The sequence below is a fragment of the Rahnella sp. AA genome (assembly GCF_002834385.1).
Classification (GTDB): Bacteria; Pseudomonadota; Gammaproteobacteria; order Enterobacterales; family Enterobacteriaceae; genus Rahnella.
Genome location: NZ_PITQ01000004.1, coordinates 421718 through 440237 on the forward strand (window position 1 = coordinate 421718; position 18520 = coordinate 440237).

Consider the following 18520-nt stretch of genomic DNA (forward strand, 5'->3'; position numbering starts at 1 on the left):
ATCAGACGGCGGCGTTGTAGAACTGTGCGGTATCGGCATGAACCAGCTGTTCGGCCAGCGCGGCCTGTTGCTGGTTATCGCCCATTTCTGTTTCGAATACCTGCGGGTTCAGCCCCAGTTTGCCGAACAGAATGAGATCTTTATCTTCCGCCGGGTTCGGCGTGGTCAGCAGCTTACAGCCGTAGAAAATGGAGTTGGCACCGGCCATAAAGCACATCGCCTGCGTCTGTTCGCTCATCTGTTCGCGACCGGCAGAAAGGCGGACATACGACTCCGGCATCATAATGCGCGCCACGGCAATAGTGCGGATGAAATCAAACGGATCGACGTCGTCGTTATCGGCCAGCGGCGTGCCTTTGACTTTCACCAGCATGTTGATCGGCACGCTTTCCGGCGGCACCGGCAGGTTCGCCAGCTGCATCAGCAGCCCGGCACGGTCTTTGACGGTTTCACCCAAACCGACAATCCCGCCGGAGCAGACTTTAATGCCCGCGCCGCGCACTTCCGACAACGTATCCAGACGTTCCTGATAGCTGCGGGTGGTGATGATGCTGCCGTAAAATTCCGGCGAGGTATCCAGATTGTGGTTGTAGAAATCCAGACCGGCATGCGCCAGACGCTGCGCCTGGGTGGTGTTCAGCGTGCCGAGCGTCATGCAGGTTTCCATCCCCAGTTCTTTCACGCCCTGCACCATTTGCTCGAGGTACGGCATGTCACGGTCGTGCGGGTTTTTCCACGCGGCGCCCATGCAGAAACGGGTCGAACCGGCGGCTTTCGCCTGACGGGCGGATTCAAGTACCTGCTCGACTTCCATCAGACGCTCAGATTCCAGCCCGGTTTTGTAACGGGAACTCTGCGGGCAGTATTTACAGTCTTCCGGGCAGGCACCGGTTTTGATCGACAACAGCGTACTGACCTGAACCTGACGCGGATCGAAGTGCTGACGGTGAACCTGCTGGGCTTCAAACATCAGCTCAAGGAAAGGTTTGGAAAACAGTGCCTGAGTTTTTTCAAGCGTCCATTGGGTGCGGGTAGTCATGCGACAACTCCAAAATAAATGTTTCGTGAACGTTTTTATGGTCGGTATACTGTCAACCATTCTCGATTCGTTTTAGTTTACGGTCAATGAGAATTACATTTTTTAGTTTACAACTTACCGCCCGCAGGAATCCTTTATGAGCCCCGCCGATATCGAATTCGACCAGCGCCACATCTGGCATCCGTACACATCCATGACCAAACCGCTGCCCGCGTATCCGGTGGAATCGGCATCCGGCGTGCTTTTACATCTGGCCGACGGACGTGAGCTGGTGGACGGCATGTCGTCCTGGTGGGCGGCGATCCACGGCTATAACCACCCGCAGCTGAATCAGGCCACGGTTGAGCAAATTGGCAAAATGTCACACGTCATGTTTGGCGGCATCACGCATCCTTCAGCCATCGCGCTGTCGCGCCGTCTGGTGGAAATGACGCCCGCCGGGCTGGAATGCGTGTTTCTGGCGGATTCAGGTTCGGTCGCGGTGGAAGTGGCGCTGAAAATGGCGATGCAATACTGGCAGGCGCGCGGCGAGAAACGTCAGACGCTGCTGACGCTGCGCAACGGCTATCACGGCGATACCTTCGGTGCGATGTCGGTCTGCGATCCGCAAAATTCGATGCACAGTTTGTATCAGGGATATCTGCCGCAGCATCTGTTTGCCGACGCGCCGCAGAGCCGTTTTGACGGCGAATGGGACGAAGCGGATATTGCGCCTTTCGCCAAAATGCTCGATGAAAACCACAGCAAAATTGCCGCGGTGATTTTAGAGCCGGTGGTTCAGGGCGCGGGCGGAATGCGGATTTACCATCCGTTGTATCTAAAACGGGTGCGTAAATTATGCGATCAATACGGCGTGCTGCTGATTGCCGATGAGATTGCCACCGGTTTTGGCCGTACCGGCAAGCTGTTTGCCTGTGACCATGCGAAAATTTCGCCAGATATTCTCTGCCTCGGCAAAGCGCTGACCGGCGGCTATATGACGCTTTCCGCCACGCTGACCACGCGACATGTCGCGGAAGTGATCAGCAACGGCGAAGCGGGTTGTTTCATGCACGGCCCGACGTTTATGGGCAATCCGCTGGCCTGCGCGGTCGCCAATGCCAGCCTGCGCTTATTGTCGGAAAACCGCTGGCAGGCGCAGGTGCTGAATATCGAGAAGCAGCTGAAAAATGAATTACTGCCGCTGGCTGAACATCCGGCAGTGGCCGATGTGCGGGTGCTCGGCGCGATTGGCGTGGTGGAAATGCACCAGCCGGTCAACATGGCGCAACTGCAAAAACATTTCGTGGAACAGGGCGTGTGGATCCGTCCGTTCGGCAAGCTGATTTACCTGATGCCGCCGTACATCATCACGCCGCAAGAACTCCGTAAACTGACCGGTGCCATTGCCAGCGCCCTCGGCGCACTCTATTGATCATACGGTATTGATCAAACGGCGCTGACCAGCCGGTGCGATGTTGATAACAGCGCGCTCAGCTTTTCCCGGCTGAGACGCGCCTGTTCATTGAGAAAATCAATCGCCACTTTCAGCGCGGGCGTCGGGTTTTCCGGATACAACAACGTATAAGACGCACCGCTTGCCACGCAAAGCGGGAACGGCGCAATCACCCTGCCCGCCTGCAAATCATCTTCGATTAACGTCAGATCGCCGATCGCCACGCCATAACCCTGAAGTGCAGAGTTAATCGCCAGATCCAGCGTGTCGAAATGCTGTGATTTCTCCGACGGCAGCCCCTGCACGCCCTCTTCCCGCAGCCACAAAAGCCAGTCGCGACGGTCGCGGGTCGGGTGCAGCAGCGTTTTATCCGCCAGGTCGGCAACCGCAGTTTTCCCTTTATGGCGGGGCAAAAAATCCGGCGTACAGACCGGCGTCAGCACTTCGTCAAACAGATGATGCGCCCGGCGCTGCGATTCCGGTGGCCGCCCGAAAATCACGGCGGCATCAAAATGCTCATTGCTGAAATCCACGCCGTGCGCAATCGAGGCCGTCAGTTCGATGCGCATATCAGGCCGGTCGTTTTGCAGCTGGATCACGCGTGGTAATAACCAGCGCATCGAACAGGTCGGGCATTTGATCCGCAGCGTGTCCGGGTGTGAACCGACGCGTTTCAGCGCATCCCCCATCAGCGACAGCGCCTGCTGCACGGGCGGTAATAGCTGCGCACCGCGCGGGGTCAGCGTCAGACCGCGGGCCTGACGTAAAAACAACGGATACCCCAGCGATGTTTCCAGCCCGGTTATCTGGCGGCTGACCGCGCCCTGCGTAATGTGCAGTAACGTGGCGGCATGCGTCAGATTCAGGGTTTGTGCGACGACAGCAAAGGTTTTGAGCACGTTGAGCGACGGTAAATTCAGTGCATTCAGATACGACAGTTCAGGCGAAAGAGCCACGGTGCCCCCGGTAAATTCAGCATTTAGCCATGACGGCTGATCATAGCGAGTATGACAAATTTTCCATTGTCGGCACAGGCGAACTGCTGCTTAATCGTTAAACACCCGTTTTAACCTTCTCATGGCCGCCCGGCCTGTTTCCTTTGGGGAAAATGCTATGAAAAGCGCAATGTCGCCGCAGTCTAAATTACCGGACGTCGGCACCACTATTTTCACCGTGATCGGCCAGCTCAGCGCCGAGCACAATGCCCTGAACTTATCGCAGGGCGCACCGAATTTCTCCTGCCAGCCTGCGCTTATCGACAGCGTCGCCAAAGCCATGCGCGACGGTCATAACCAGTACGCACCGATGAGCGGCGTGGCCGCGCTGCGCCATGCGCTTTCCGCCAAAGTCGAAGCACTTTACGGCTGCCATTATGACGCTGACAGCGAAGTTACCGTGATTGCCAGCGCCAGCGAAGGCTTGTATTCCGCCATCAGCGCGCTGGTGCATCCGGGCGATGAAGTCATTTATTTCGAACCGTCGTTTGACAGCTACGCGCCGATTGTCCGCTTACAGGGCGCTAAACCGGTGGCGATCGGCCTGTCGATGGAAGATTTCAGCATCGACTGGGATCAGGTTGCGAGCGCCATCAACAGCCGCACGCGCATGATCATCATCAACAGCCCGCACAACCCGACCGGCGCGATTTTCACTGATTTCGACATCGAACGTCTGACGGCGCTGACCAAAGACACTGACATCGTGATTTTGTCGGACGAAGTTTACGAGCACGTAGTTTTCGACGGCGAGCGCCACGAAAGCATGGCCTGCCATCCGCAGCTGGCCGAGCGCAGCGTCATTGTGTCATCGTTCGGCAAGACCTATCACGTCACCGGCTGGCGCGTGGGCTACTGCCTGGCACCGGCGGAACTGATGGACGAAATCCGCAAAGTGCATCAGTTTATGGTGTTCTCCGCCGACACGCCGATGCAGGTTGCCTTTGCCGAAGCGCTGGCCGATCCGCAAAGCTATCTCGGTCTGGCGGATTTTTATCAGAAAAAACGCGATTTGCTGGCGGAAGCGCTGAGCGAATCCCGCTTTGAATTACTCCCAAGCCGTGGCAGTTTCTTTATGCTGGCGAGTTTTAGTCATTTCAGCCCGCTGACCGACGATGAATTTGTGCTGAGCCTGATTCGGGATCACCAGATTGCCACCATCCCGCTGTCGGCCTTTTACAGTAATAACAAACCCACCGGGCTTATCCGCCTGAGCTTTGCCAAAGATAACGACACGCTGTACGAAGGCGCACGCCGTCTGTGCCGCGTCTGAGCCTACTTTCTGATACCGCAGGGGAATTGTGAATAATGAAAAAATTGAAAATCGCATTGCTGTTAGGTTGCGCCGTGGCGTCTTTTTCTGCGCTGGCGGACGGTTCCACGCTGAAATTCGGTCTGGAAGCGCAGTATCCGCCGTTTGAATCCAAAAGCGCCACCGGCGAATTGCAGGGCTTTGATATTGATTTGGGTAATGCCGTTTGCGCCGCGGCCAGCGTGAAATGCGAATGGTACGACACCTCTTTCGATGGCCTGATTGCCGCCCTTCAGGCGCGTAAATTTGATGCGATTAACTCCGCCATGAACGTGACGGAAAAACGTCGTCAGGCGATTGATTTCACGAATGTGATTTACCGCGTACCGACGAAGCTGATTGCCAAAAAAGATTCCGGCCTGCTGCCGACCGTTGATGCGCTGAAAGGTAAACATATCGGTGTGTTGCAGGGCTCGATTCAGGAAAGTTACGCGCAGGCGCACTGGGCACCGAAAGGCGTGGATATCGTTTCTTACCAGGATCAGAACCAGGTGTATCTGGACCTGTCCTCAGGGCGTCTGGACGGCACGTTAGTGCTGGCTCCGGCAGGCCAGAGCGGATTCCTGTCACGTCCTGATGGCAAGGATTACGGCTTTGTCGGCGACGCCGTACGCGACGATAAAATCCTCGGCAGCGGCATTGCATTCGGCCTGCGCAAAGGTGATACCGCGCTGAAAGAAAAACTTGATACCGCGATCGCCAAAGTGCAGAACGACGGCGTAGTGAAGACACTGTCGAAGAAATACTTCGGCGATATTGATGTGAGTGTGAAGTAATTTTTTTCTGCGCCTCACCTGTATTCTGGTGAGGCGCAAATCCTGCCACTGCTTTTCTTATCAGTACTCAGAATTCACAATCACTTCTTCGCCAAAGATGCCGGCCTGCGGTAACGGTTTATAGCTGGAGTTTGACGCACGTAATACGCGGATACCGCGCGCACCGGCGGCCTGTGCGGCGGTGATGTCGTTGTCCGAATCCCCGTAGAAAATCTTCATCTGCTTATCTTTCAGCCACTGCGTTTTGGTGTTCTGCCCGGCTTTGTCACCGGCAAAAATCACCGGATTGACTTTGTCTTGCGGGATCTGGAAATCGTTCTGCAAGGTTTTGGTGACGGTTTCGGTTTTGGTTTCACTGCGCCCGGTAACGAAATAAATGCTGTCGCCGCGTTTGAGGTGCATGGCAATCAGGCTTTTCGCCACGTCTTTCGGCATGCTGAACTCGTCCCAGCCGTTATTCATTTTTTCCCAGAATTTCGGGTTTTTCAGATAGTCCTGTTTGCCCGGAGAAAATTCCAGCTGGCCACGGTAAAAGCCCGGCGAGGAAAACAACACCGTGTCATCAATATCAAACCCCACCGCCAGCGGCGGACGGCCTTGCAGACTGTTTTCAATTTGCGCGACAGAAACCCAGTGAACCGGCGACTGTTGGGCGAGTTGTGCAACGTTAACGCCCGGATACAGCGGCGCGGGCGCAGCGTCTTTTGCCGTCGCCGTTTGGCCAAGGCTGAGCAGCAGGAAAACGGCACTGAGTGCCAGAGGTGTTTTACGCATCGGGATACCTTTTTTATGCTTATTAATCTGAAAGATAAAACGGAGCAAGTGGTCAAAAACCTTACCGAACATACCTGCGCACTTCACAGACTTAAAGGGATTTCTCGGACAAAGTCATAGGAAAAGATGATGGTCACAGTTTGGGGATAAAACGCATGACTCATAAGAACATGGCATAAACCGCTTCATGCGAAAACAACTTCGCGTCCTATACTTATTCCCAATTACGTCGACTTTTAACTCTCTTATATGAAACGGGAAGGTATTGGTATGTCTCAATCTCAGTCTGAAAACCGCCGCATCGTGCTGGCATCCCGCCCTCATGGTAAACCTGTTGATGAAAATTTCCGTCTGGAAAAGGCACCATTACCTCAGGCGAAAGACGGGCAGCTATTGTTGCGTACTGTCTGGCTGTCGCTCGACCCTTATATGCGTGGCCGCATGAGCGACGCACCTTCTTATGCAGCACCGGTACAAATCGGGGAAGTGATGACCGGCGGCGCCGTTTCCCGCGTGGTGGAGTCCCACAGCCCGGAGTTCAGCGCGGGTGATTTAGTGGTGGGCAGCACCGGCTGGCAGGATTACGCCGTCGCCGATGCCAAAGCCGTCAAAAAACTCGAAGGCGCAGCGTTGAAAAAACCTTCTCTGGCGCTCGGTGTTTTAGGCATGCCGGGCTTCACTGCTTTTATGGGATTACTGGATATCGGAGAACCGAAGCCTGGTGAAACGCTGGTCGTGGCCGCCGCTACCGGGCCGGTGGGTTCGCTGGTCGGGCAGATCGGTAAAATCAAAGGTTGCCGCGTTATCGGCATTGCCGGTGGCGAAGAGAAATGCCGTTATGCCGTTGAACATTTCGGCTTCGATGAATGTCTTGATCACCGGGCACCGGACCTGGATCAACGCCTCAAAGCCGCCTGCCCTGAGGGCATTGATATTTATTTCGAAAACGTCGGCGGCGCAGTGTTTGACGCGGTTCTGCCGCTGCTCAATACCAAAGCACGTATTCCGGTGTGTGGTTTGGTTTCTCAATACAACGCCACGGGCCTGAAAGAAGGTCAGGATCGCCTGTCATTACTGACCAGCACCATTTTGAGAAAGCGCATGCGCGTGCAGGGCTTTATTATTTTTGATGATTACGGCCATCGCTACCCTGAATTTTCGAAACAGATGGGCGAATGGTTTGAAGCCGGAAAAGTGAAGTTCCGTGAAGATATCGTTGAAGGGCTGGAGCATGCACCGCAGGCGTTCTTTGGTCTGCTTGAGGGGAAAAACTTTGGCAAACTGGTCGTTCGTGTCGGGCAGGATTAACACCTGACTGCGTCCACAGGAGGTAACATGAAATTACTGATTGTATTGACATCACACGATAAGCTCGGCAACACCGGCAAGAAAACCGGTTTCTGGCTGGAAGAGTTCACCGCGCCCTACTATGAATTTCTGGATGCCGGCGTTGAAATAACGCTGGCTTCGCCACAAGGCGGGCAGCCGCCGCTGGATCCGAAAAGTGATGAGCCGGATGCACAGACTGAAACCACGGAGCGTTTTCGCGGCGATAAGGTGGCGCAGAAAGCACTGGCGAATACGGTGAAACTTGCCGAAGTGAATGCCAGCGACTTCGACGCTATTTTCTATCCCGGCGGCCATGGCCCGCTGTGGGATCTGGCAGAAGATGCGCATTCGGTCGCGCTGATCCAGGCATTCTGGGCTGCGGGCAAACCGGTTTCTGCGGTCTGCCATGCGCCAGGTGTTCTGCGTCACGTGCTGGTGGAAGACGGCACGCCGCTGGTGAAAGATAAGCGCGTGACCGGTTTTAGTAACAGTGAGGAAGATGCCGTTGGCCTGACCGACATCGTGCCTTTCCTGGTAGAAGATGAACTGAAGAAAAACGGCGGCGATTACAGTAAGGCGGCAGACTGGCGTCCGTACGTTGTCACCGATGGCAAACTGATTACAGGCCAGAACCCGGCATCGTCCAAAGCCGTCGCGCAGGCATTGCTGAAATTGTCCGGCGGCGCAGATATCAGCAAGTGATCTGACTACGCTTGCGGCAAAGCATCACTGGCAGTGATATACAGCTGATTCCTGTGGTATAACAGGCGCAGAATAGGTGGTCAGTTTTGCTGGCCACCGTTTTTTTATTGCGGCATTTGCCGCAACATTGAAAAAAAAGAATAACCTTCTTCATCAAGGAGTCTGTCACAGTGAAAATTTCCACCCTGTCGCGCGCGTGCGCTATGTTGTCTGCCAGCCTGATCCTGGCGGCATGTAGCAGCAGCCACGAAGGCTTATCCAGCCAGGTTGCCCCAGGCACCGCGTCACTGCCCGTATTATCTGCGGACGAAGCGGCCAACTTTACAGCGAAAAACTATCTGGCCTTTGGCGGCCCTTCTTTGCAGGTTCAGCAGCAGGGCTGGTTCCCTAAACTGGCAAGCACTGATGCCGCAAAATCCAGCTTCGTGGTTGGCCCGCAGTCAGGTACTGATGGCGCGGCTTACGCTAACGTACAGCAGGCAGTGAATGCCGCGCTGGCCGTCCGTAACCACGGCGAACGTATCTTCATTAAAATCCTGCCGGGCACTTACAACGGCGCGGTATACATCCCGGCTGGCGCACCACCGATCACACTGTTCGGCGCAGGCAACAGCGCGTCTGATGTCACCCTGACGCAAACCCTGGAAGCCTCTGCTACGCCAGCAGCTTACCGTTCAACCGTCAGCCCTAACGGCCAGTTCCTGCCGGGCGATCGTGCATATTATATGTTCCAGAACTGCGCGACCCAGACGACTGAAACGATCGGCACGGGCTGCACGGCAACCGTCTGGTCACAAAGTAATGGCCTGCAGTTGCAGAACCTGACGATCGGCAATTCTCTGCTCGATACCGTGGATGCGGGTGAGCACCCGGCGGTCGCATTACGCACCGACGGTGATAACGTCATTCTGGATAACGTGCGCCTGATTGGCCGCCAGAATACCTTCATGGTGAACACCGCCAATATCCACAACCAGACAGATAACACCCGTTACAGTCGTGCTTATGTGCATAACAGCCTGATTGTCGGCGACGTGGATTACGTATTTGGCCGCGCGAATGCGGTATTCGACCACGTCGAATTCCACACAGTCAGCAGCCGTGGTGTGAAACAGGCGTCAATCTTCGCACCGAACACACCGGCGAATGCACCTTACGGCTTCCTGGTTATCGACAGTAACCTGACCGGTGACCGTGGTTTCGAACAAGCTGCAAAAGCGAAAATGGGCCGTTCATGGGATGAAGGCGCGGAAAACGGCTACGTTGCTGGCACAACGCCAAACAGCCAGCTCGTTATTCGTGACAGCCATTTCGACAATAGCTATGACCAGATGAATCCGTGGGGCGCTTCCGTCTTCTCAGGCCAGCCTTTCGCAGGTAATGTGCCGAAAGACCAGAAACAGTCGCGCAACCTTAACGATCTGAATTTCAATCGTCTGTGGCAGTACAACAACGTGCTGACTCAGCCAGCGAAATAATATCGTCCCAAGAAAGCAGAAAGCCGCCGGAAGCAACTCCGGCGGCTTTTTTTTAGCGCAATTTCAGGCAACTTATCTTCTTTAGTGGGTGAGACGGAACACTGACACCGTCCGTTCCAGATTCACTGCCTGCTCGTCGAGTGAAGCCGCAGCGCTGGCTGACTGCTGCACCAGTGCCGAGTTTTGCTGCGTGACAGTATCCATTTCTGCAACTGCCAGCGCTATCTGGCTGATCCCCCGGCTTTGCTCATCAGATGCAGAAGCAATTTCATGAATGATCTGCGTCACATGGCGAACAGAACCGACGATCTCTTCCATCGTGTCACCCGCTCTGGCAACCAGCTGCGAGCCGTTATTGACGTTAATCACCGATTTATCGATAAGCCCTTCAATTTCTTTTGCAGCCTGCCCGCTGCGCTGCGCCAGACTCCGCACTTCGCTGGCAACCACGGCAAAACCACGGCCCTGCTCACCGGCCCGTGCCGCTTCAACAGCGGCATTTAACGCCAGAATATTCGTCTGGAAAGCGATGCTGTTAATGACTGTCGTGATTTCCGAGATTTGTTTCGAGCTGACGGCAATTTCTTTCATGACCCCCACGACATCGGTGACCAGCTTACCGCCCCTTGCCGCAGTAGTCGCAGCATCAGACGCCAGCTGGCTGGCCTGAGTCGCATTGTCGGCGTTTTGTTTCACTGTCGATGTCAGTTGTTCCATGCTCGCGGCGGTTTGCCCCAACGCGGCAGCCTGTTCTTCAGTTCTCGCTGACAAATCAATATTGCCTGCGGCAATCTCACTGGACGCACGCGTCACTTGCGTCACGCCTTCACGAATATCACCAATAATGCCATGCAGGTTCTGGTTCATGGTTTCAATCGCGCGGCTCAGTTGACCGACTTCATCAAAACTGTGGCTGGCAGCGTGAATGGAAAGATCACCGGCCGCAATGCGTTCTGCGGTTTGCAATGTGCGGCGTAACGGTAAGGTCAGCTGGCGGGTAATTCGCCATGAAATCAAAATACTGACGATGACGGTAGCGACAATAATCGCAATCATCTGCCGGATAGTCTGACTGACTTCTTCATGCAAGTTCGTCATTTCATGATCCAGCAATGTGTTCGACGCCGAGGTCAGCGCCAGGCCTGCTTCTGCCAGCTGTGCTGTAATTTGTGCCGGATCACTGCCTGCAGGAGGATTGAGCGTTTGTTGCCAGCTTTCCCGGTAACGACGGATATTCTCCGGCATGGTTTCCACCAGACGCTGATCTTCAGTGTCCCACGAATAGGCTGCGACCTCGGCCTGCCGGGCTTCCAGTTTATCCAGCGCCTGACGGTTTTCTTCAACAAATTTGGGGTCTTTGGTCGCCATGTAGGAAAGTCGGGAAAATTTGGCACCACTCAGCAGGTCATTTACTGTTTTGAGCAACGTAGCTTTTTCTGCCCGCTGATTGATGCTGGTCAGATGATAAATACCGGACACAGCGATAAAGGATCCCAGCAGCAACACCAGTGCAAAGCTTGCACCGAGTTTGTTGGCGATTGTGGCGTGACGAACCCGGCCACCGATCCCTGAAAGTACATTCATTTTCTTCTCCCTGATGACTAAAAGGACTTATTCCGCAGCGGCATAACCACCGAAGAATGAGTGAATAACGGGAGAGTTATCGACCAGCACGAGTCAACATTTAGAGGGAAGTTAAAATATTTCTTAACAATGGCACAAAAGAGAGAGGGAACAAAAAAGCCCCTGATTACAGGGGCTTGATCATTATTTCAATGCGGTATTATTGATCAATTCAAAATAAAACATTAGCGAAAATAATCAATAAACCTGCGTAATTAATGAATATCCAGAATGCTTACCCACATCGGGCCTTTGCCCACGGTGTAGGTTTTCAGCGTGGTCAGATGGCCGTTCTGCTGATCAATTTTCGCTACTTCAATAGCATCCGATTTTTGGCCGGCGGTGATCACATACTGGCCGGAGTGATCGATATTGAAACCACGAGGCTGAGCCTGAGTAGCATGATGCCCGACCAGCTCCAGCACGCTGCCGTCTGCAGATACGCGCAGCACAGAAATCAGGCTGGCAGTGCGGTCAGAGGCGTAGAGGAATTTCCCATCCGGCGTAATGTGTAAATCTGCCGCCCAGCAGGTACCCGCGAAATCAGCAGGCAGAATACCCAGCGTCTGCACCTGACGGTATTCGCCGGTACTGACGTCTTTCTGGTACACATCCACACTGCTGTTAAGCTCATTTACACAGTAGGCAAAATGATGATTCGGGTGGAATGCCATATGACGCGGGCCTGCGCCGGCAGCTGTTTTCAGCTCTGACCCGGCATGCGGCGTCGCTTCCCCCTTCGCACTGAAATCAAACTGGCGGATACGGTCTTCTTTCAGCGCCGGGATCATCAGCAGCTGGTTGGTCGGGTCGATATTGGCAGAATGCGGTGCCTGTATGTTTTCCAGGACCTGCACAGGTGCCAGCGCGTGACCTTTTTCATCCAGCGGATGGATACTGACGTTGTTAAAACTGTAAGACGCTGAGAAAACAAAACGCCCCTGAAGGTCAATGCCCAGATGTGTCGGGCTGCCCGGCAAAGGAGCCATCGCCGCTTCTTCCAGCTTCCCTTCACTATCAATGCGGTAAGTCAGCACGCCAAACTCCGGACGCACACCGACATACAGGCGATGACCGTCCGGATGGATGACCATCGGCTGGACCTGTCCGGGGACTTCCACTGTTTGCAGCAGGCTCAGGTCACCCGTGTCCGCCAGACGAAAAACGTGAATTTGCTGGCTCTCAGGGCTGGCAACGTAGACAACTTGCTTCATGACATCTCCTTATTAAAACTGAATGAGTCGTTATGTTTTTAAAAGCGTAGCTCAGATTAACATGATAACCCAGCGGGCTAGCAGTACCGGATACAGAGTTTAATTAGCAGGCTTAACACGGTAACATGGCGATAATTTCTTCACTTTACGATGGACTGCCCATGACTTATCGCATTATTGCGCTCGATCTCGACGGTACTCTGCTCGACCGTCAAAAACGTATCCTCCCTGAATCTCTCGCCGCGTTAGCCGATGCCCGCGCTCAGGGAATCAAAATAGTGGTCGTCACAGGCCGTCATCATGTGGCCATCCACCCGTTTTATCAGGCATTACAGCTCGATACACCGGCTATCTGCTGCAATGGCACTTATTTGTATGATTATCAGGCACGTAAGGTGATGACCTCTGACCCGCTCGACAGCGTGAAAGCGAAGAAAGTGATCGATTTGCTGGATTATCACGGTATTCACGGCCTGCTGTATGTCGATGATGCCATGCTGTATCAGCAGCCCAGCGGTCACGTCACCCGTTCTATTGCCTGGGGTCAGAGCCTGCCGGAACATCAGCGCCCAAATATCGTCCAGGTGAACAGCCTGCGTGAAGCCGCTGACGAGGCGCAATCCATCTGGAAATTCGCCACCTCACATCAGGATCTCGACGCCCTGCACACCTTCGCTGCACAGGTTGAAAACGATCTCGGTCTGGCCTGCGAATGGTCATGGCATGACCAGGTTGACGTTGCCAAAGGGGGGAATAGCAAAGGGCGTCGTCTGCAGGAATGGGTGGAATCCCAGGGTATGAGCATGCAGGATGTTGTGGCTTTCGGGGATAACTATAATGACCTGAGTATGCTGGAAAACGTCGGGCTGGGCGTGGCGATGGGCAATGCGGCCGACGCTATCAAAGAACGTGCGGCGCTGGTCATTGGCGACAATGAAACACCGGGAATTGCAGACGTTATTCGCAGCAAAGTTCTGAACTGACCTTCCGCGGCATACGCCTTCCTTTATCAGGATGGAAGGCGTTATACATCAATCGCCTCAGCGAGTTTTCATTCTGTTTTTTTCTTTTTCTGTCTTATGGTCCGTAAAATCAACTGACGATTTTCGTCAAAATATCGGCTGGGCCAGATCGCCGAAGGATGCAAACCCAGTGCACTGGCAATGATCATTTCGCCTTTAGCCCACGGGCGTGCCAGCGCATTTGCCAGCGTTGACGACCCCAGACCTGCTTCACGGGATACGGCTGCCAGCGTCGTCTTTCTCTTGCGCAGCCCGGCAATGATATCCGCCGGATGCCAGTCAGTTTCCTTTTTCATTATCCTTCCTTTGGTGTGCATAAAGTTGAACTACACTTTCCTTTTACGATGTCCAGTAACTCTAAACAACAATTATGTTAAGTGATGCTAAACATAACGTCAATACTGTTTTCATGGTTATTGAAGATGATCCCATATCGACTGAAATATGCACGAACCAAAGCTAAACTGACACAGGAAAAACTGGGAGTTCTGGCTGGAATTGACGAGAGCACCGCGCGTTCACGCGTCTCGCAATATGAAAGCGGCACATACAGCCCGAACTTCGACACCATGTGCCATTTCGCCCGCGTACTGAATGTGCCGGAATGCTATTTCTACATCATTGATGACGAGTTTGCAGAACAGGTACTGGCACTTTACGAAGCCTTCAAAACGCCTAAAGATTAGCGGTTTACAGAGACACTTTTGATCTGCGCATACAACCATTGCCCGGCGCGAACCATCAGTTCATCGCGTGCCCAGGGCGTGATACGCGCCCAGATAATGTGATCCGCCATCGCCAGCTTCACCTCTACCTGATTACCGACATCCAGACATTCCAGCACTTTGGCGGGTAAAATGTTGCGAATGCTGCTGTTATTGGCGGTCGGTTGCAGAACCAGCGAAACGTCGGTGGAATTCACGCGGATGCGCAGCGCTGTGCCGGGTGCTTCATCCACTTTACTGATCCACAAACGTTGATCGCCAATGGCCAGCGCGGTCATTTCATAACGTGGATGGTGTTCCAGTACGCTGACATTCAGCACGCTGCTTTGTTCTTCTTTAGGCAGCCACGGACGCATGACGTTGCTCGCCCACACTTCCTCCAGCGCGCCCATCGCCAGCACTTTCCCCGCATCCAGCACCAGCACTTTTTCCGCCAGACGCAGAATCTCATCCAGGCTGTGCGTCACATACAAAATCGGAATGCTGACTTCCTGCGCCAGACGCTCCAGATACGGCATTAACTCGCGTTTACGCGGAATATCCAGCGCGGCCAGCGGTTCATCCATCAGTAAAATTTCAGGCGCAGTCAGCAGCGCACGGCCAATCGCCACGCGCTGTTTTTCGCCACCCGATAACGTGAGCGGGAAACGATCAAGCAAAGGCCCGATCCCCAGCAGACGAACAATAGCGTCGAACTGACCACGCATCGCCGGGGCCATGCCATATTGCAAATTACCTTTTACCCGATAATGCGGAAACAGGCGGGCATCCTGAAACACATAGCCGACACGGCGCTTTTCCGGTGGCAGAAATATATTATTTTGGGTGTCTGATAAGATACGTCCATTTAGCGTAATGCGGCCAGAGTCCGGTTTCGTCAGCCCACCAATCGCGTTAATCAGTGACGTTTTTCCTGCACCAGACAGACCAAAGATTGCCGTGATCCCCTGCGCAGGTAATGTCTGCGCCACCTCTAAATCGAGAGTCCCCAGTTTTTGACTGAAATCGAGTTCAAGCATTTCAGCCTCCCAGCCGGATACGGCTGCGTTTCGCCAGCCAGTCAGAAATCAATAACGCTGCCAGAGACAGCAAAATAGCCAGCACGCAAAGCCGTGCTGCGGCACCTTCTGCGCCCGGAGTTTCAATCAGGGTATACATCGCCAGCGGGATGGTGCGGGTTTCGCCCGGAATGTTCGACACAAAAGTAATCGTTGCGCCAAACTCGCCCAGAGAGCGGGCAAACGACAGCACGATACCGACAATCACACCCGGAACCGACAGCGGTAAGGTGATCGTAAAAAAGACCCGCCACGGCGAAGCGCCCAGCGTACGGGCAGCGAGTTCAAGTTTGGGATCAACGGTCTCCAGCGACTGGCGTATCGCCCTCACCATCAGCGGGAATGCCACAACGGCAGACGCCAGCACGGCACCGTGCCAGCTAAAACTGAAACTGAAGCCGAACCAGTTATAGAGCCACTGCCCGACAACGCCGCGTCGCCCCATGACCACCAGCAGCAAATAGCCTATCACCACTGGCGGCAGCACCAGAGGTAAATGGATAATGCTGTCAAGCAGGGATTTGCCGGGAAAACGGCAGCGGACCAGGATCCACGCCATCAGAATACCAAGCGGCAGACTGCAAACTACGGCCAGGCTCGATACTTTCAGACTAAGAAATACCGCCTGCCACTCATATTCACTCAACATCATGTCGGCTCGTTAATCCTGAAGTAAATGTGCAGCTAAAGATAAAATATCGGCAAAAAAGGTAAAGCCTTTAATCAGCAGCGAGGAGCGCCCCGAGATTGGGTATTCAGAGCATTTTGCATGTGGCACCAGCGATATCACGAAAGTGATCAGCGCTTTAGTATGACATCACAACGTGGGGCAAATATGAAGCCATCCCCGGAGGGATGGCTTTGAGATTTCGGCGATAAACGGATTAACCGCGCGGTGTGAAACCGTATTTCTTGAAGATTTCAGCAGCCGCAGGCGTTTTCAGATAATCATAAAAACCACTCACGGTCGCATTTTCATGGCCTTTAACAATCGCCATCGGATACTCAACCGGTTTGTGGCTCGATGCAGGGAAAATACCCACCACTTTCACTTTTTTGCTGGCAACTGCGTCAGAGCCATAAACGATCCCAATCGGGGATTCTTCACGTTCGACCAGAGCCATCGCCGCGCGAACGTCACTTGCACGCGCCAGTTTAGGCTCCAGCGTGGTCCAGGCTCCGAGTTTTTGCAGGGCCTCTTTGGCATAAATACCCGCCGGGACATGATCCGGATCGCCCACCGCCAGACGGCTGTCGCCGATAAGCTGAGTCCACTGCGTTTTTTCAGAGATATCCACTTTGTCGATTTTACTGCTGGTCGCCGCAATCAGTACCAGTTCATTACCCAGCAAAGTGTAACGCGTATTATCTACCATCTGCTGTTTGCTGATGGCGTAATCCATCCACTGCTGATCGGCAGAAATGAACATATCGGCAGGCGCGCCCTGCTCAATCTGGCGAGCCAGCGTGGATGAGGAAGCGAAAGACGAGACAACCTGAACGCCTTTTTCTTTCTGATAGTCAGATGCGATTTCCTGTAATGCGTTAGTGAGTGACGCCGCGGCAAAAACCGTGATTTTTTCTGCTGCCTGCGCCTGAGTACCCACACCTGCAATCAAAACAGTTGCTGTCAGTACTTTGCCCCATGAGTAATTCATTGGTTCTCCTCGCCAGTTAGGTATTGTGTTCGTTATGTATAAAACAATACAGCGTAAGGAAAAGCCTTGTCACCAGATTTATTTAGCAGGCGTTTGAAGAACTTGAGTTTATTGATCTGTCGCCAGAAAATCGGCTGAAAAAAGAAAACCCGGCACGGGGCCGGGTTCTGAAAGCAGGCATCTCATTTTCAGTAATGAGGTGTATTACGGGACTCTTTAGAATGACCCACTTTGGAAATAACGTTGAACACTTCGCCCAGCCCCCAGATCAGGCCCAGGATCACAGCGATGAAGATCGGTACCATGATGGCAGCGAAAATCAAACTTTCTAATAGCTCTAACATGATAGCCTCACTTGACTGGCTTAACCGCTCTAAAGCGATGTTGGACTTCACACCTGAAGTCAAAACGTAAAATCAAACTGTTGTGGATAATAACAGCACGGGACTGTAATTACTTTAGCATTTAGCCAACTTGCCTGCCTGCAGGTTTAACGGCGACAATGAAGGAATGATTCTAATAAGGAAGCTGCAATGCAAGCCGAAATTCTCTTAACCCTGAAGCTCCAGCAACGTTTGTTCGCCGACCCGCGCCGTATCGAATTACTGCGACAAGTGCGCCACACCGGCTCCATCAGCCAGGGGGCGAAGCTCGCTAATATCAGCTATAAAAGCGCCTGGGATGCGATTAATGAAATGAACCAGCTTGCCGACCAGACGCTGGTAGAGCGCAGTACCGGGGGCAAAGGCGGCGGTGGCGCTGTGCTGACGCCGTATGGCGAGCGCCTGATCCAGCTTTATGAATTGCTGGCTCAAATTCAGCAAAAAGCCTTTGATGTACTGAAGGAAGACTCCCTGCCACTTGATAGTTTGCTGGCGGCTATTTCACGCTTTTCACTGCAAACCAGCGCCCGTAATCAGTTTTTTGGAAATGTGGTTGAACGGGGTCAGAGCAGCGTTCAGCAGCATATCGACATCATGCTGGCCGACGGTAAAACGCAAATCCGTGCCGCGATTACGGAGCAAAGTGCCGATCGTCTGGCACTGGCACCGGGGAAAGAGGTGCTGGTATTGATCAAGGCACCGTGGATAACCCTGGGTTTCAGCGCCGAAAACACGCACAACGCCCTGCAAGGTGAAGTCACCAGTATCCAGCGTGGTAAAAGTAACAGTGAAGTGCTGATGAGATTGCTGAGCAGCGAAACGCTGTGCGCGACGGTTCCCAACAGCGACATCGACAACCTGGCGCTGAAAATGGGCCAGATGGTCTTTGCACAGTTTGATGATGACAAAGTCATCATCGCCACCTTATGTTAAAAAAATATTCTTAATCAATATCTTGCAGAATAAGCGTTTTCATTTTGCAGAATTGTCAATTGAC

General features: G+C 53.5%; 19 protein-coding genes. 9 read left to right on the forward strand and 10 right to left on the reverse strand.

Going from position 1 to position 18520, the window contains the following annotated elements; translation table 11 throughout:
- Position 1 precedes the first annotated feature (1 nt).
- Positions 2-1039, reverse strand: coding sequence for a biotin synthase BioB (bioB, locus tag CWS43_RS12925; protein WP_101077336.1), 1038 nt, complete (start codon positions 1037-1039; stop codon positions 2-4).
- A gap of 136 nt (positions 1040-1175) precedes the next feature.
- Here bioB and bioA point away from each other — a divergent pair, with 136 nt between their 5' ends.
- On the forward strand, positions 1176-2453 hold the full coding sequence (bioA, locus tag CWS43_RS12930) for an adenosylmethionine--8-amino-7-oxononanoate transaminase (protein ID WP_101077337.1): 1278 nt from the start codon (positions 1176-1178) through the stop codon (positions 2451-2453).
- 14 nt (positions 2454-2467) lie between these two features.
- On the opposite strand, the gene CWS43_RS12935 is transcribed toward bioA, so the two are convergent.
- Positions 2468-3430: a LysR substrate-binding domain-containing protein gene (locus CWS43_RS12935; RefSeq protein ID WP_101077338.1), complete on the reverse strand. Its 963-nt coding sequence runs from the start codon at positions 3428-3430 to the stop codon at positions 2468-2470.
- 157 nt (positions 3431-3587) lie between these two features.
- Here CWS43_RS12935 and CWS43_RS12940 point away from each other — a divergent pair, with 157 nt between their 5' ends.
- Both CWS43_RS12940 and CWS43_RS12945 read left to right on the forward strand, forming a co-directional pair.
- Complete coding sequence (locus CWS43_RS12940) at positions 3588-4742, forward strand: methionine aminotransferase (protein ID WP_101077339.1); 1155 nt, start codon at positions 3588-3590, stop codon at positions 4740-4742.
- A 35-nt stretch (positions 4743-4777) separates the two neighbouring features.
- Positions 4778-5557, forward strand: a complete 780-nt coding sequence (locus CWS43_RS12945; RefSeq protein WP_101077340.1) for an ABC transporter substrate-binding protein — start codon at positions 4778-4780, stop codon at positions 5555-5557.
- A 60-nt stretch (positions 5558-5617) separates the two neighbouring features.
- Here CWS43_RS12945 and aphA read toward each other — a convergent pair whose 3' ends face one another.
- Positions 5618-6331 (reverse strand): acid phosphatase AphA, encoded by a 714-nt coding sequence (aphA, locus tag CWS43_RS12950; protein WP_101077409.1) that lies wholly within the window; start codon positions 6329-6331, stop codon positions 5618-5620.
- A gap of 270 nt (positions 6332-6601) precedes the next feature.
- Between aphA and CWS43_RS12955 the strand changes: the two genes are divergently transcribed.
- The 3 genes from CWS43_RS12955 to CWS43_RS12965 all read left to right on the forward strand — a co-directional run bounded on the left by CWS43_RS12955 (position 6602) and on the right by CWS43_RS12965 (position 9840).
- Positions 6602-7639, forward strand: coding sequence for an NADP-dependent oxidoreductase (locus tag CWS43_RS12955; RefSeq protein WP_101077341.1), 1038 nt, complete (start codon positions 6602-6604; stop codon positions 7637-7639).
- 27 nt (positions 7640-7666) lie between these two features.
- On the forward strand, positions 7667-8362 hold the full coding sequence (locus tag CWS43_RS12960; protein WP_101077342.1) for a type 1 glutamine amidotransferase domain-containing protein: 696 nt from the start codon (positions 7667-7669) through the stop codon (positions 8360-8362).
- Positions 8363-8532: 170 nt separating this feature from the next.
- The gene (locus CWS43_RS12965) at positions 8533-9840 is read left to right on the forward strand and encodes a putative acyl-CoA thioester hydrolase (RefSeq protein WP_101077343.1); all 1308 of its coding nucleotides are present in this window, start codon (positions 8533-8535) and stop codon (positions 9838-9840) included.
- Between the two features lie 81 nt (positions 9841-9921).
- Here the strand turns inward: CWS43_RS12965 and CWS43_RS12970 are convergent, their stop codons facing one another.
- Both CWS43_RS12970 and pgl read right to left on the reverse strand, forming a co-directional pair.
- Positions 9922-11424 carry a methyl-accepting chemotaxis protein gene (locus tag CWS43_RS12970; protein ID WP_101077344.1) on the reverse strand — a complete coding sequence of 501 codons (1503 nt, stop codon included), beginning with the start codon at positions 11422-11424 and terminating at the stop codon, positions 9922-9924.
- Positions 11425-11678: 254 nt separating this feature from the next.
- A complete protein-coding gene (gene pgl / locus CWS43_RS12975) occupies positions 11679-12677 on the reverse strand; it encodes a 6-phosphogluconolactonase (protein ID WP_101077345.1) in 999 nt (332 codons plus the stop codon).
- A 161-nt stretch (positions 12678-12838) separates the two neighbouring features.
- Here pgl and CWS43_RS12980 point away from each other — a divergent pair, with 161 nt between their 5' ends.
- The gene (locus tag CWS43_RS12980; protein WP_101077346.1) at positions 12839-13660 is read left to right on the forward strand and encodes a pyridoxal phosphatase; all 822 of its coding nucleotides are present in this window, start codon (positions 12839-12841) and stop codon (positions 13658-13660) included.
- 68 nt (positions 13661-13728) lie between these two features.
- Here CWS43_RS12980 and CWS43_RS12985 read toward each other — a convergent pair whose 3' ends face one another.
- The gene (locus CWS43_RS12985) at positions 13729-13995 is read right to left on the reverse strand and encodes a helix-turn-helix transcriptional regulator (protein ID WP_232776916.1); all 267 of its coding nucleotides are present in this window, start codon (positions 13993-13995) and stop codon (positions 13729-13731) included.
- A gap of 126 nt (positions 13996-14121) precedes the next feature.
- Between CWS43_RS12985 and CWS43_RS12990 the strand changes: the two genes are divergently transcribed.
- Positions 14122-14385, forward strand: coding sequence for a helix-turn-helix transcriptional regulator (locus CWS43_RS12990; RefSeq protein ID WP_101077348.1), 264 nt, complete (start codon positions 14122-14124; stop codon positions 14383-14385).
- Here the strand turns inward: CWS43_RS12990 and modC are convergent.
- The 4 genes from modC to CWS43_RS13010 form a co-directional block, all read right to left on the reverse strand.
- A complete protein-coding gene (gene modC, locus CWS43_RS12995; protein ID WP_101077349.1) occupies positions 14382-15443 on the reverse strand; it encodes a molybdenum ABC transporter ATP-binding protein ModC in 1062 nt (353 codons plus the stop codon). The two genes, CWS43_RS12990 and modC, sit on opposite strands and share 4 nt — an antisense overlap.
- A gap of 1 nt (position 15444) precedes the next feature.
- Positions 15445-16134, reverse strand: a complete 690-nt coding sequence (gene modB, locus CWS43_RS13000; RefSeq protein ID WP_101077350.1) for a molybdate ABC transporter permease subunit — start codon at positions 16132-16134, stop codon at positions 15445-15447.
- A gap of 232 nt (positions 16135-16366) precedes the next feature.
- The gene (modA, locus tag CWS43_RS13005; RefSeq protein WP_101077351.1) at positions 16367-17140 is read right to left on the reverse strand and encodes a molybdate ABC transporter substrate-binding protein; all 774 of its coding nucleotides are present in this window, start codon (positions 17138-17140) and stop codon (positions 16367-16369) included.
- Between the two features lie 188 nt (positions 17141-17328).
- The gene (locus CWS43_RS13010; RefSeq protein WP_101077352.1) at positions 17329-17484 is read right to left on the reverse strand and encodes an AcrZ family multidrug efflux pump-associated protein; all 156 of its coding nucleotides are present in this window, start codon (positions 17482-17484) and stop codon (positions 17329-17331) included.
- 189 nt (positions 17485-17673) lie between these two features.
- Between CWS43_RS13010 and modE the strand changes: the two genes are divergently transcribed.
- Entirely contained in the window at positions 17674-18456 is a 783-nt protein-coding gene (gene modE / locus CWS43_RS13015) for a molybdenum-dependent transcriptional regulator (protein WP_101077353.1), read from the forward strand.
- Positions 18457-18520: the final 64 nt, after the last annotated feature.

Bases quoted from the DNA above. Each gene is read 5' to 3' on its own strand.
- CWS43_RS12955 (WP_101077341.1), top strand. From the start codon at position 6,602: ATGTCTCAATCTCAGTCTGAAAACCGCCGCATCGTGCTGGCATCCCGC.
- CWS43_RS12940 (WP_101077339.1), top strand. From the start codon at position 3,588: ATGAAAAGCGCAATGTCGCCGCAGTCTAAATTACCGGACGTCGGCACC.
- modC (WP_101077349.1), bottom strand. From the start codon at position 15,443: ATGCTTGAACTCGATTTCAGTCAAAAACTGGGGACTCTCGATTTAGAG.
- modE (WP_101077353.1), top strand. From the start codon at position 17,674: ATGCAAGCCGAAATTCTCTTAACCCTGAAGCTCCAGCAACGTTTGTTC.
- bioA (WP_101077337.1), top strand. From the start codon at position 1,176: ATGAGCCCCGCCGATATCGAATTCGACCAGCGCCACATCTGGCATCCG.
- pgl (WP_101077345.1), bottom strand. From the start codon at position 12,677: ATGAAGCAAGTTGTCTACGTTGCCAGCCCTGAGAGCCAGCAAATTCAC.
- CWS43_RS12970 (WP_101077344.1), bottom strand. From the start codon at position 11,424: ATGAATGTACTTTCAGGGATCGGTGGCCGGGTTCGTCACGCCACAATC.
- CWS43_RS12945 (WP_101077340.1), top strand. From the start codon at position 4,778: ATGAAAAAATTGAAAATCGCATTGCTGTTAGGTTGCGCCGTGGCGTCT.
- CWS43_RS12960 (WP_101077342.1), top strand. From the start codon at position 7,667: ATGAAATTACTGATTGTATTGACATCACACGATAAGCTCGGCAACACC.
- CWS43_RS12985 (WP_232776916.1), bottom strand. From the start codon at position 13,995: ATGAAAAAGGAAACTGACTGGCATCCGGCGGATATCATTGCCGGGCTG.
- CWS43_RS13010 (WP_101077352.1), bottom strand. From the start codon at position 17,484: ATGTTAGAGCTATTAGAAAGTTTGATTTTCGCTGCCATCATGGTACCG.
- modB (WP_101077350.1), bottom strand. From the start codon at position 16,134: ATGATGTTGAGTGAATATGAGTGGCAGGCGGTATTTCTTAGTCTGAAA.
- CWS43_RS12990 (WP_101077348.1), top strand. From the start codon at position 14,122: ATGATCCCATATCGACTGAAATATGCACGAACCAAAGCTAAACTGACA.
- bioB (WP_101077336.1), bottom strand. From the start codon at position 1,039: ATGACTACCCGCACCCAATGGACGCTTGAAAAAACTCAGGCACTGTTT.
- modA (WP_101077351.1), bottom strand. From the start codon at position 17,140: ATGAATTACTCATGGGGCAAAGTACTGACAGCAACTGTTTTGATTGCA.
- CWS43_RS12980 (WP_101077346.1), top strand. From the start codon at position 12,839: ATGACTTATCGCATTATTGCGCTCGATCTCGACGGTACTCTGCTCGAC.
- aphA (WP_101077409.1), bottom strand. From the start codon at position 6,331: ATGCGTAAAACACCTCTGGCACTCAGTGCCGTTTTCCTGCTGCTCAGC.